At 32.0% G+C, this 13730-nt stretch carries 8 protein-coding genes; 3 read left to right on the top strand and 5 right to left on the bottom strand.

All coding sequences use genetic code 11. From position 1 onward, the window contains the following. Positions 1–36 precede the first annotated feature (36 nt). The 5 genes from pbpC to LOS86_RS12650 all read right to left on the bottom strand — a co-directional run bounded on the left by pbpC (position 37) and on the right by LOS86_RS12650 (position 10034). A complete protein-coding gene (gene pbpC / locus LOS86_RS12670; protein ID WP_374107574.1) occupies positions 37–2415 on the bottom strand; it encodes a penicillin-binding protein 1C in 2379 nt (792 codons plus the stop codon). Position 2416: 1 nt separating this feature from the next. Then, on the bottom strand, positions 2417–3292 hold the full coding sequence (locus LOS86_RS12665; protein WP_231842444.1) for a hypothetical protein: 876 nt from the start codon (positions 3290–3292) through the stop codon (positions 2417–2419). A gap of 62 nt (positions 3293–3354) precedes the next feature. After that, positions 3355–3945, bottom strand: a complete 591-nt coding sequence (locus tag LOS86_RS12660; RefSeq protein ID WP_231842443.1) for a transposase — start codon at positions 3943–3945, stop codon at positions 3355–3357. A gap of 57 nt (positions 3946–4002) precedes the next feature. Beyond that, the gene (locus tag LOS86_RS12655; protein WP_231842442.1) at positions 4003–9489 is read right to left on the bottom strand and encodes an alpha-2-macroglobulin family protein; all 5487 of its coding nucleotides are present in this window, start codon (positions 9487–9489) and stop codon (positions 4003–4005) included. A gap of 104 nt (positions 9490–9593) precedes the next feature. Continuing rightward, the gene (locus LOS86_RS12650) at positions 9594–10034 is read right to left on the bottom strand and encodes a nucleoside deaminase (RefSeq protein WP_231842441.1); all 441 of its coding nucleotides are present in this window, start codon (positions 10032–10034) and stop codon (positions 9594–9596) included. A 58-nt stretch (positions 10035–10092) separates the two neighbouring features. On the opposite strand from LOS86_RS12650, the gene LOS86_RS12645 reads away from it, so the two are divergent. The 3 genes from LOS86_RS12645 to LOS86_RS12635 are packed head-to-tail and all read left to right on the top strand — an operon-like array spanning position 10093 to position 13695. Further along, positions 10093–10947, top strand: coding sequence for an energy transducer TonB (locus LOS86_RS12645; protein WP_231842440.1), 855 nt, complete (start codon positions 10093–10095; stop codon positions 10945–10947). Positions 10948–10979: 32 nt separating this feature from the next. Beyond that, positions 10980–12749 carry a 1-deoxy-D-xylulose-5-phosphate synthase gene (locus LOS86_RS12640; RefSeq protein ID WP_231842439.1) on the top strand — a complete coding sequence of 590 codons (1770 nt, stop codon included), beginning with the start codon at positions 10980–10982 and terminating at the stop codon, positions 12747–12749. 1 nt (position 12750) lies between these two features. Further along, the gene (locus tag LOS86_RS12635) at positions 12751–13695 is read left to right on the top strand and encodes a DUF3078 domain-containing protein (protein WP_231842438.1); all 945 of its coding nucleotides are present in this window, start codon (positions 12751–12753) and stop codon (positions 13693–13695) included. Positions 13696–13730 lie beyond the last annotated feature (35 nt).

Genomic DNA, 13730 nt, shown 5'->3' with positions numbered 1-13730 from the left:
GAACCGCCAATCTTTCGAAAGGCGGTTTTTTTGTTTTTATTCACTCTCAAATTGAACTTTTCTTCTTATCTCATTACCAAATTCATCTACCACAGTAATAACATGAAAGCCTGTTGAAGCAAAAATAGGTTTCTCGTGAAAGGTTTTTGTATTTCCTACATATTGATCATCTAAATACCAAAACAACTCTGCATTTGAATTGGAATGTGCTACTTTGATAATAGCAGGTTGTAATTTGCCTTCAAAATCTTTGGTTAATATAATTTTAGTGTTGCTTTTTGGATAGATAAAATCCATGCGCTTGTCTTGTAAGGCATCTATACAATCACTTCTGAAAGGTGGTAAATTTTGATAATTTACATTTTTACTTTTATAATACCATTCCATAACCGGTGGCAAAACAAACCAGGATCTGGTAATCATTTCATCAACACTTTCGCAATTACTATTGACTCTAAATTGCTGATTTTTATCCAAATGTATGATTTTATGATACGGACAATTGTCTGTTTTTTTAGCTGTTTTTGGAATCCATTGTTTTATTTTTGGGCAATGTTCTTGTGCTAAATAACCCGAAAGTTCACAAACTTCAACAGGATCTAAGTCGTTATAGGGCATTTCGAACCATTTCGATTTTGGTAATAATCTGAAAACGTCAAATAAAATTGGAGCTGCACTATCAACGCCGGTTAACGATGGTCTTCCTTCTCCTGTGGCGTTTCCAACCCATATTCCCACTACGTAATCTTTGGTAACACCAATTGCCCAAGCATCTCTACTTCCAAAGCTTGTTCCTGTTTTCCATGCAATTTCAATTGAAGAATCATAGAACTTCCAAGCTTCATCGCCTTCAGGTCGGTTGACTTCTTTCATTGCATTGAAGGTTTGCCAAATAGCTCCAGCTCCAAAAATGTTTTTTTGACGTGAACTACTTCCAAAATCAGGTTTAATATTGGCATCGTAATTCAAATTTAGCATTTCATTTTTACGATATTTCGAATCGTTTTGATTGAAATACGTTAGCGTAGACGACATGTAAGCATAGGCTTTGCACAAATCCCATAAATTAGATTCGGCACCACCTAAAATCAACGATAAACCATAATTAGAAGGTTGTCGGTTGACATTTCGCAACTTCAATTGCTGTAATTTTTCATAAAACTGATTCACAGAATAATCTTGCAACATCAAAACCGACGGAATATTCAACGAACGTGCTAAAGCTCTACTTGCCGGAACCGCTCCGTCATAAGTTAAATTGAAATTTTGAGGTGAATACCCTGAAATTTGCGTTGGGATATCTGGAACTAAAGTTTGTGGTAAAATGTAGCCATCATTCAACATGGCAGCATACAAATACGGTTTCAAAATACTTCCAGTACTTCTTGGTGCTTCAATAATGTCAACATCTTTTTGATGGTTTTTGTCTGTAGGGCTATTCCCCACATACGTAATTATGTTGCGCGTTTTTACATCAACAACTAAAACCGAAATGTTATAGACTTGATTTTGTTTGTAATAATTATAATATTGTTTTACGATTTCGTTGGTGCGTTCTTGTAAGTCTAATTGAATAGTGGTTTTTATTTTTTCAGACGGATGTTCTTTAGCTACTTTTTGAACCAAATGAGGAGCAATTTGGGGTACATCAAACGGTTTTTGAGGCAAACTCTCTTGTAATGATAATTCGTAAGTTGCTTTATCAATAACTTTATCCTCATATAATTTCTTTAATAATCGATTACGTTTGGCTAATAATCGTTCTTGATTTTTTCCAGGATAAATTAAACTTGGAGCATTAGGTAAAACCGCTAAAGTAGCTGCTTCCGCCCATGATAATTGATGCGGTTGTAATCCAAAATATTTCCAAGACGCCATTTCTAAACCTACTACATTGCTTCCAAAAGGTGCATGCGCACAATACAATTCTAAAATTTTATCTTTCGAATGGCGAAATTCTAATCGAGTTGCGAGAATCATTTCGATTACTTTTTCAAAATAGGAGCGCGATTTTCCTTTTCGGTGCAAACGAATCACTTGTTGGGTTAACGTACTCCCACCTCGAACCACTCGATTTGCCTTTCTATTTTGTTTAAAAGCATGATACATGGAAATTGGGTTAAACCCAAAATGCTTATAAAAATGTTGGTCTTCAAAAGCAACAATGCATTTTTGAAATTTATACGGCACACTATCGCTTTCTGGAAAGCGCCATTGCCCATCAGAAGCGATTTTAGCTCCTAAAAGTTGCCCGTCTTGACTTTCAATTACGGTAGAATACTTGTTTTCAAAAAGTTGTCTTGGGAGTGAAAAATAGTAAACTACCACAAGCAAGAACAAGACAATTGTTTTTATCTTATTGTTTTTCGCTTTTAGTTTGATGTAATTGTAAAATTTCGAGATGCGTTTTTTCACTTTAATTGTTTTCAAAAAAGTTGTCGTAAAATTGATTTAACTTTTTACCTCGAAACGATTTTTTATAAACCAATTGAACCGAATCTTTCACCAAAGTTAAATTTTCTGAATATTTGATATAGTAATCATTATGCTCCATGTCGGCAATTTTTAAAACAACTTCCACTTCTTTAAATGGAATAAGTTTTTGATCTTTCCAATAATATATGGTTTTAGTATTGGGAATATACCAGCTTCCGCCGTATTCGACATCAATTCTACTTACTTGAGGTTTAAATTCGTACATACTAGAAAAAAAGCCACCACCAGCTATAATTTTATTGTCTTCTTTTGAAAAACTGTAAAAATTGTTCCAATAATTGCCGTTCATATTAGGATAACCAATTGATTGAATTTCTCTTACGCCATCATTGTTTATATCTACAATTTCAAAGGAAAAAACCTCGCTCGAATCGAATTTGGAAACCAAAACCCATTCTTGATCTTTAAGAATATAAAACAAAACATTAGGTTGCATCTTATCATCGAAAGTATTCGGATAAACAACTGCAAATAGCTCACTATTATCTTTTAGTTTGGTAAAGGCAACTATTTGTCCATTGGCTGTGTCGTAAAACTCTTTAATTCCTATCACATAAACCAAGCTATCTTGATAATCAATTTTGATATTGATATTCGCTTTTAAAACACTATCAATATCTAAAACTATTTCTTTTTCAGTTTCTTGAATTTTCTGATAAGTTATAGCGTCAGTATTTACAACAAAAGTCGTGTCACGAATTGAATCACTTTCACTTTTAGATAAATTTGATTTATTGCTTTTACAACTTGTAACTGTGAATAGTAAAAGCATTCCGATTTTTAGAGCTAATTTCATTTGGGAAGAATATTGTTTTTAGACCTAACAGGTTTCCAAAACCTGTTAGGTCTTGTAACTAATTAATAATCAAAATCATCTATTTCATTAACAACTCCTTCATATTTTATCATACTTTCTTTGTGTTGAAATATAAAATTCTCTTTTCCTCCAAATAATTCAAGAACATATTCTCTTGATAAATTTGAAGGTTTATCACTTGTATAACTTAAAAATGAAGAATATTTATATTCTCTAAAATCATCGCAAAATTTATGTTTTACTGGATTCAAATGAACATATAAAACTAAGTTTCTCAAATAATTTTCATCTTGAATTATATTTCGTTTTAAATGTTCTTGAAATAAACTGCCTGTCCTATTATATGCTTTGTTTATGGATTTTGTGTACGCATTGAAAAAATTAGAAAATGGTAAATGAATTTTATCTGCATATTTCACAGGAATTTCATTTTTATCTTTAATTCTTATTATCAAATGAAAATGATTTTTTAAAAGACAATAGGCGTAAATTTCAGCTACTCCTAAAAGATGATCTTTAATTAATTTTAGGAAATAACTGTAGTTTTTATCTTCTATAAATATATCTTCTTTATTGTTTCCTCTGTTATAAACATGGAAAAAAGTGTCATATTCAAATTTTTCTTGCTTCATGTCTTTTGATTATAAACCTAACAGGTTTCTAAAACCTGTTAGGTTTAGTTTGATAATTTATTTCACTATTTGCACCCATTGTCCTTTGGTTCTTGCCAAATAATTGTCATCATACATAGCTTCACATTGTACGCCAGGGAAATAGTATTTTCCTAAATATGAAGCGTTTAATAGCATAGTAAACGTTTTGGTTTCTCCTGCTTTAATTCCGAAATAGAATTGCGTTCTGTCATCGCGAATGTCAATGTAATCGGCTTTGTTTTCAGCATAACTTCCAAAATCAGTATAGCGGGAATTCATAATTTCAAATCCAGATGGAACAATTTGAGAAAGTGCTACATTTTCTATCGATTCATCTGATTGATTTCTAATAGTTACCTGCGCTACGATTTCAGTTCCTTGTTTTGTAGAACTTAAGTTGAGAACATTTCCTTGTCGGTCTTTATAAACCATTGAAGTAGAGAAGTTTTTCTGAATTTCTCTTTCTTCTCCTACAGGTAAAATACCGCTATTTAATAAACGAACATAAAGTGTTCCATTGTTTTTATTTTGAATCGTTACCGAATTTGAACCTGTTTTTGGAACTAAATTTCTATCTACAACTGCTTTTTTAGAAGTCACGGTTTCCGATTTTCCAGCTATTGTATAGGTCATGTTTACGCCTTTTCCGCCATTTTTAAGTGCAAATTTTGACATCGCATACAATCCAAAAGCTGTTGTTTGCGTACTCATATAACGATTAGAGGATAAATCCTTGGCTAATTTGTTTGCTACTTCATACGCTTTCGTTTTGTTATCTACCAAAATGTAGGTTTCTAAAATCATGGCTCTATTTCGTTCTTCTGAACCATAATAATAATTAGCAAAAGCCTTGTCTTCTTGAATTGTTGTTGTTCCAATTAATGTAAGCGCAGCTTTCTTTTGTCCTACTAAAGCATAAGCAGCAGCTAATCTCAATTTTGATTCGTTAGAGATTCCAGTGGTTTCTCTTAATCTGTTCATTGAACCCATATCGGCTGAACCAGCTAATGCTAATGTGTATAAACGATAGGCTTGAGCAAAATCATTGTGATATTGCGCATTAAATCGCCATTTTTTAGCTTCAGATTGTTGAAATGAAATCCACTTATTTTTAAATCCGATTGGAAAAACATAGCCTTTTTTCTCGGCTTCAATTAAGAAATGTCCGGCATAAGAAGTTGCCCAATCATCTACATAATTATTTCCTTGCCAATAACTTAATCCACCATTTGATAATTGGAAATTACCTAATTTTTGAATTCCAGCATTGATATTTCGTTGGATTTCTGCTTTTTTGTTAACATCAATATCCATAATATCAGTTAAATACAATTGTGGAAAAACAGCCGAAGTCGTTTGTTCCACACAACCATGCGGATATTGAATTAAATAATTCAATCTTCCGTTGAAATTGATGGTTGGGAAAGACGAAACTTCTAATCTTGCTTTATTGCTTCCTGAAACTCCAAATGTTTTCCAATTGATGGTTTTAGAACTGTTTGCAGGAATTACCATATCCACGAAATCATTGGTTACTGGATTTGGATTCGTAATATCAACTTCTACCGCATAGGTCGATTTTTCTTTTCCTGAAGTAGCAATAACTTCAATTTTCCCAATTCCTGTTGCGCTTCCCACTTCTAAATTAAAGTAGACTACTTTTTCATCTGGCGAACTGAAACTCACATTTTGAGTTGCATCCCCAATAATTCTTACGCCATTATTTGTTTTTAATTGAACATTCACATTTTTTACCTGATTCTCCATTGCGAAAACGGTTACTGGCAACATGATTCTTTCGTTTGGAGAAATTTTTCTTGGTACCGAAGCCAAAACCATAACCGGTTTTCTCACAAATGAAGTTTTTTCTACACTTCCGTAAGCACTTGTTTTGGCATCACCAGCAACTACCATTGTTCGCACCGAACCAACATAATTTGGTAAAGTAATGGTATGTGATTTGGTTTGTCCTTTTTCCAATTTGAACGGACCTAAATAAATAACGACCGGTTTAAAACGATTGGCTTTTTTAGCATTTCCTCCAGCTAAATCTTGGTCACCACCAATACTGAAAATTTGATTAATTTTTCCTCCATAAGCACCAATTACATCATCATAAACATCCCAAGTTTTTACACCAAGCGCTTGTCTTGAATAGAATTTATCCCAAGCATTTGGAGTTTTAAATCGCGTTAAATCTAATAAACCATCATCTACAATAGCAATCGTATAGGTCATTTCTTTACCCGATTTCTCACTAACTTTTAAAGTGGTTTTTTGTTCCGGTTTTAATACGGATGGAATGGTTACTTCAGGCTCTAAAACGGTATTTTTATTAATGACTTCTACTGGCAAAATGCCGTACATTCTTATCGGAGTATCATTTATGGTAGAAGCATGTGGTTTTAATAACGAAATATGAAAATACACATTTGGTGCCATATCACCCGTGATAGGAACTTCTACTTGTGTTTCTCCTTTTTTTGTAGTTGCCCAAAGTGTTTTGATAACTTTCGACCCGTTTTCAATTGAAATTAATGCTCTTCCACCTTCACTTGATGGAAATGAAACAATGGCTTTTTCCCCAACATTGTATTTTTCTTTATTGGATGTAAATACCAACATGTTTGCTGTTTCACTACCTCCTTGACGTGTTTTTCCAGACCAATATGGCCAATCGATATACGAAGTTAAACTTGTTGCATGGCCATCGTTAGTGTCTTCTACACGAATTAAATATCTTCCCCAATCTGCTTCTGGAACTTTTAATTGAATACTTGCTTTTCCTGTTGCATCAGTTGAAACTACATAATTTTTATAAGCTGTTGTTACTTCGGAAGAATTATAACGTGATAAATCATCGCCATCAGAATTCCACCACCAACGCCATTCTACTTTATATACTCGAACTTCTAAATTTTTAACAGCTTTTGGTTTACCCAATTCGTCTAAAGTTACAATGTCATAACGATTTAACTTATCCGTTTCTAATAAACCATATTTGTTTGGTTCAGGTGCTTTTATCCCCACATAAGTTTTATAGGGTGAATAAACTGAAGTCGCTACATCTGTACTAAAATCGCCTCCATTTTCAAAAGCTTTTGTTTGGAAAACCAATTTTAATTTTCCAGGCGCTTGACTTGTTATTTTTGGTTGAATAACCACTTTTGCTTTTCCAAAATCATCAACTTTTCCAGAAAATACGTTTACTTCTTCTGTACGGAACTTACGAACTTCATCATCAAAATCATATTTTTCATATTTTTTAAAACTTGTTTTTTGTTCTAAAAATTTTGCTTGCATTTCAACTTTTAAGTTCTTAGCAATTGCTCCGTGAAGCCATGTAACTTCTATATTTCCACTATTTAATTTATTGTTAGATAATTGCTTGTCGGCAAAACTATTTTTGATTTTTAAACGATTTGGTTTAATGGTTTCAATCTTAATACTTTTATAAAAATGGACACCTCCAATTGAAATTTTTGCTTCCCAATTTCCTGTTGGATCGCTATCTTTTGTAGCTAATTTAAATTTGTAATGATTCAAATTATTATATTTTTGAACCATTTGGTAACGCATTTTTCCTTGTGGATCACTAAGTTTAAAAGTAATTGGGTGCGATTTTTCTAATTTGCTTTCCACATCATTTAGCATGAAAGCCAAGTGTAAAGTGTCGCCTGGACGCCAAACGCCTCTTTCGCCATAAATGAAACCTTTTAATCCTTTTTGTAATTCTTCACCACTTACATCAAAATTACTCACTGATAACGATTGGCCTTCATCGAGTTTTACGTAAGTTGTGTTGTTGTCTTTGGTAACAATAGCAAAATAAGCATATTTCTTTAATTCTGTTTTAGCTATTCCGTCGTTATCAGTTGTTATTGTTCCTAAAAGTTGTTGTTGAAAATTATACAATTCTATTTTTGCACCTGCTACAGGATCAGTAGAAACGATATTATTTACAGCAAAAATATAGGAACCATTTTCGCCACGTTTTGCTATCACACCTAAGTCAGATGCAATAACATTTGTAAATATTTTATTGTTGTAATAATAGGAATCGGTACATGGATCTTCTCTTTCATACCAGTTGTATCCATCATAATAATAATCGTCATAATAATCATCATTGCTTCTTATTTCATCATCTTGTTCTTCGTTTTCCTCTGCTTCTACATAATTTGAAGCACATTTATAAAGCGAATATTTTCGTTTATAGGACATTTCAACACGATAAATTGCGCCAGGATTTGGAGTAATTATTTTTGATAAATCAATTGCATACGCATTCCATTTGCTTGAGTTTTGTAATTTATTTTTATTTAGTGCAATGGTTTTTTTAACAATTGGCTGAGCCACTTTTCTCAAATTTTGACCTCCATTTAGATCGTTGTCTTGTAAAAATTGAAGGATATTGTTTTCGTAAATTTGGTACACTTTAACATCAACAGCGCTCAAATTCACAGCTTCAAAGTTAATTTTCAAATTGTTAGAACTAGGTAAAATAGTACCACTTTTTATAAAACGTATTGCAGGTTTTGTTTGATCAAAAGTGACTTTTTCTGCAAAATTTTGTTTCATTTTGTAGCCGTCTTCGCTTTCTATTCCTTGAAAGACTTCTACTAAAAGTTCTCCTTTTAATGGTTCGTTAAAGAAAACTTTTAATAGATTTCCAGCAGTAGCAAAACGTAAATTTAGAGCCGATTCAACTTGAACCAAGCCGGAAAAATCTTGATTGCGATTTAAAGGATCTGTAAAGTTTAATAACAAAACTTGATTGTTGTCTTTCTCAACTTCGGCAGAAACAATTTTAAAGTTATTTTTTCCCGGTATATCATAAAGCATTTCTCCTTTTTGATCGATGTCAAAAGGATTTCCATCCCATGAAATTTTGATTTTACTATCTTCAACTTGTCTTTTAATACTATCAATTACAAATTTGTATTCTTTTTTATTGCTTAACTCTTTTACAAACTTAACTTTTACCGCTTTGTCTTCTTGATTTACTGAAATCAATTTTTTTGCAGTTTCAAAATCTAAATCATCACTAGAAGTAATTACCCCATTTAAATATTGATAATCTTTACTGTAGGATTGCAAATCATTTGTACTTACCATAAAATCTTGCTTTATGGTTTTTATAGTAAAGTTGAAATCTTTTAAATTACTAGGAACATCTTTTATCTTAGATAAATGAAGTGTAACTTGATATTCTTTATTTTGCTCTAGTTTTTTTTCTGGAATAAACGCAATAGTATTGTTAGACAATGCAACCACTTTTCCATTTATACTTGGATTAATAGTAAATAGATTTTCGTCTAACTCCTCGTTTTGAGACCATTCTTTTTTATTAAATGCTAATACCACTCTAATGTCGCTATTAGCAGATACTAATCCAGAACTGAAGTTTAAAATATATTCCTTAAATAATGAAAAATCAGAATTGAAATTTTTAGCATTTTTAGAGCAAGACCATGCTACAATTAATACAAATATTAATTGTAAGATTCGAGTTTTTTTCATGTGATAAGGAATTAGGAGTTAGTTTGTTTTGTTTCTCCATAAATTAGGAACAAAAACCGTGCAAATTTGTATAGTAAAGATAAAAATATTTTTTAAACTTAAAATTATCTCCTTTTTTTAAAAAATGCCTTCATTAAATCAGCACATTCTTTTTCTAAAACTCCCTTAACTACTTGGGTTTTAGGGTGTAATTGTGTTCCCATTTTTTTAAAACCGCGGTTTTCATCAGTAGCGCCATAAACAATTTTAGAAATTTGAGACCAATATAAAGCGCCAGCACACATTTGACAAGGTTCTAAAGTAACGTATAAGGTACAATCTTTTAAATATTTTCCTCCAATGAAATTTGCTGCGCTAGTTATGGCCTGCATTTCAGCATGAGCGGTAACATCATGTAGTAATTCGGTTAAATTATGTGTTCTCGCAATTACTCTATTATCAATTACAATAACAGCACCAACAGGAATTTCACCTTTCTCAAAAGCAATTTCTGCTTCTTGAAGGGCTTTTTTCATAAAATAGTCATCGGTGTATAAAGTAATCATAAAACAAAATTACATCATTTGGAATAATATTTGTAAAGATTTAGAAAACTATTAAATCATGAAAAAAATACACATTACAATTCCGTCACCTTGTAATGAGAATTGGGATACCATGCTGCCCGAAGAAAAAGGAAGGTTTTGCCAACTATGTACAAAAACGGTAATTGATTTTACCGATTATTCTGAGGAGGAAATCAATGCCTATTTTTCTAAAAATAAGGAGTCAAAAACGTGTGGTAGATTTAAGAAAGAACAATTAAGTGAAATTCAAATAAATATTCCTAAAACTATTATTTACCAACAAACTTCTTTTAGAAATATTTTTATTTTGGCATTATTTATATCGATGGGCACCACACTTTTTAGTTGTAAAGATCATGATGATAAATTGCATCCTGTAGATAAAATTGTATTGGTTGAAGATAGTTTGTCAAATTCTAATGATAGTGTTTTGTCAACTTCGGTTAACAATAAAGAAGATCATAGCACAAAAATAATTCACAAGCCAGCCCCGGCACTTCTTGGCGTAGTTGAGGTGCAACCTAAAGAAAAAGAATTTTTAATGGGCGATGTAATTCCGGAAACAGTGGATGCCCATCCCGATAAAGTTTATAGTCTTTATGAAGTTGAAAAAAAACCGCAATTTCCGGGTGGCGAAACAAAATTTAATCACTTTATTATTGAAAATTTATCGCTTACCGGATATACTGAACCAGAATTAATTCTTTTTCAATTTGTAATTACCACAGAAGGGAAATTAGAGGATGCTAAAATAATAAAGGGGAAAAATAATGAAGTAAATGATAAAATTATTAAGATGTTGCAGAATTCTCCTTTATGGACACCTGCAGAACTTAATGGAGAAAAAGTTAAGGTAAAGATGACATATCCTATTCGTATAAAATCGCAATAATCTAAAACAAAAGCTTAAATTTGCTTTTTATTATGAACGGCAAATTACTTTCACAAATTAATAACCCAACTGATTTAAGGAAACTTCCTGAAAATCAATTACCTCAATTAGCCAAAGAATTGAGAGACTTTATCATTGATATTGTTTCCAAGAAAGAAGGGCATTTGGGAGCTAGTTTGGGTGTTGTGGAATTGACGATTGCACTTCATTATGTTTTCAATACACCAGAAGATTTACTGGTTTGGGATGTTGGTCATCAAGCTTACGGACATAAAATTCTAACCGAAAGACGTGCTATTTTCCATACCAATAGAGAATTAAATGGGATTTCGGGTTTTCCTAAGCGAAGTGAAAGTGTTTATGATACGTTTGGTGTTGGGCATTCTTCAACTTCAATTTCGGCTGCTTTGGGAATGGCATTAGCATCACAATTGAAAGGAGAAATCAACAAACAACATATTGCGGTAATTGGAGATGCTTCGATTGCAAGTGGAATGGCTTTTGAAGGTTTAAATCATGCAGGAGTTACGGATGCCAATTTATTAGTAATTTTAAATGATAATGCTATTGGAATTGACCCAAGTATTGGTGCTTTAAAAGATTATTTGACAGCAGTTAAAGAAGGAAAAAATCCAAAACAAAATAACATCATCAAATCCTTGAATTTTGATTATTCAGGTCCAATTGATGGGCATGATTTACCCAAATTAATTTCGGAATTAGAACGATTAAAATCTGTAAAAGGTCCTAAATTCCTTCATGTAATTACTACAAAAGGGAAAGGTTTGCAATTAGCAGAGGAAGATCAAGTAAAATATCATGCTCCTGGAAAATTTGATGCCGAAACAGGTAAAATTCACCCGAAAGATGAATCGCATTTACCTCCAAAATTTCAAGATGTTTTCGGACATACTTTAGTGGAATTGGCAAAACAAAATGAAAGAATCATTGGAATAACACCGGCAATGCCAACAGGAAGTTCAATGAAATATATGATGGAAGCTTTTCCAAAACGCGCAATTGACGTCGGAATTGCTGAGCAACACGCAGTAACTCTTGCTGCTGGAATGGCTACACAAGGAATGGTGGTTTTTTGCAATATTTATTCGACTTTCTTACAACGAGCTTACGATCAAGTAATTCATGATGTGGCTTTGCAAAATTTACCCGTTATTTTTTGTTTGGATAGGGCAGGCTTAGTAGGAGAGGATGGAGCAACACATCACGGTGTTTTTGATATTGCTTATTTAAATTGTATTCCTAATATGATTATTGCTGCACCAAAAGATGAAATTGAATTGCGAAATATCATGTTTACGGCATCAGAAGGATTACAACATCCAATTGCAATTCGTTATCCTAGAGGAAGAGGCGAAAATGTAAATTGGATTCAATCATTTGAAAAAATAGAAATAGGAGTAGTAAATCAACTTCAAAAAGGATCAAAAGTTGCTATTTTATCTACGGGCACCATTGGGAATAATGTTACAAAAGCATTACAGGAGGTTGAACAACCTAACTTGTTTTCACATTATCATTTTCCTTTTATCAAACCTTTAGATGTTGAAAATCTTAAGACAATTTTACAGTCGTACTCACATGTTATTACTTTAGAGGATGGTGTAATAACGGGAGGTTTTGGAGAGCAAATAAGTAAGGTTGTTGCAACTCATAAATTAAACATAGCTATTCAAAATTTAGGTATTCCAGATTCATTTATTGAACATGGAACAGTTTTTGAGTTACAAGAACTTTGCAAAATTAACGTTAAAAGCATTATACAATTATTAAATACATATTAAGATGTTTAAAAAGGGAACTTTATTTGGATTGTTATTTTTTGTTTATCAACTTGGATTTAGTCAAATAGTTAAAACCGAATTACCCGATACTATTTCGTATTGGGCTAAAGAAAACAAAGTTGGGTTAGATATTTCTCAAATTACCTTTGTGAACTGGAATGCAGGGGGAAATAATTCGATTTCAGGTCTTGTGAAAGGTCAATTTGTCAGAACCTATACAAAAGATAATATCAACTGGAAAAATGAGTTGATTATGCGTTATGGAATTAACAAACAAGAAAGTCAAGAAGTTAGAAAAACAGATGATCAGTTTTTATTTAACTCTACTTTTGGATATAAAAGAGATTCGATTTCCAATTGGTATTATGCGGGTAAATTTAGTTTCAATACTCAGTTTGCCAATGGTTATTCTTATCCAAATACGGATTTGGCTATATCTAAACCTTTTGCTCCGGCATACACCTTTTTAGGAATTGGTGCCGAATATTCTAGAAAAGATTTGAATTTAAACTTGTATTTATCTCCATTAACTCAAAAAACAACTATGGTTTTTGACCAAAGATTAGCTAATCAAGGTGCATTTGGAGTGGACAAAGCTGTGTATGATGAATTTGGAGTTTTATTAAGAGAAGGGAAGAATATTAGAAACGAAATAGGAATATTAATTACTAATCAATGGAAAAAAGAGATTTTTAAGAATATTAATTTTGAACATAGAGTTTCTTTGTATACCGATTATATCAATAATTTTGGAAATGTTGATGTGGATTGGCAATTACAACTAGATATGACTGTTAATCAATATGTGAAAGCAAATATAGGAACTCACATTCTTTATGATGACGATATTAAATCAAAAGAAGAAGAAGGTGGTGTACAGGTTGTAAAAGGACCTAAGATCCAATTAAAACAATTATTAGGAGTAGGAGTAGTTTATCAATTTTAATGAAATTATTTTCATTTTTATTTGATATATATATT

Origin of the sequence: Flavobacterium cyclinae (assembly GCF_021172145.1) — a bacterium.
GTDB lineage: Bacteria > Bacteroidota > Bacteroidia > Flavobacteriales > Flavobacteriaceae > Flavobacterium > Flavobacterium cyclinae.
The sequence above is the reverse complement of the archived record's forward strand: the minus strand, read 5'-3'. Positions and strand labels throughout refer to the sequence as shown.

Excerpts from the sequence above, each read along its gene's own strand:
- LOS86_RS12640 (WP_231842439.1), top strand. The coding sequence starts at position 10,980 with ATGAACGGCAAATTACTTTCACAAATTAATAACCCAACTGATTTAAGG.
- LOS86_RS12660 (WP_231842443.1), bottom strand. The coding sequence starts at position 3,945 with ATGAAGCAAGAAAAATTTGAATATGACACTTTTTTCCATGTTTATAAC.
- LOS86_RS12635 (WP_231842438.1), top strand. The coding sequence starts at position 12,751 with ATGTTTAAAAAGGGAACTTTATTTGGATTGTTATTTTTTGTTTATCAA.
- LOS86_RS12645 (WP_231842440.1), top strand. The coding sequence starts at position 10,093 with ATGAAAAAAATACACATTACAATTCCGTCACCTTGTAATGAGAATTGG.
- LOS86_RS12655 (WP_231842442.1), bottom strand. The coding sequence starts at position 9,489 with ATGAAAAAAACTCGAATCTTACAATTAATATTTGTATTAATTGTAGCA.
- LOS86_RS12650 (WP_231842441.1), bottom strand. The coding sequence starts at position 10,034 with ATGATTACTTTATACACCGATGACTATTTTATGAAAAAAGCCCTTCAA.
- LOS86_RS12665 (WP_231842444.1), bottom strand. The coding sequence starts at position 3,292 with ATGAAATTAGCTCTAAAAATCGGAATGCTTTTACTATTCACAGTTACA.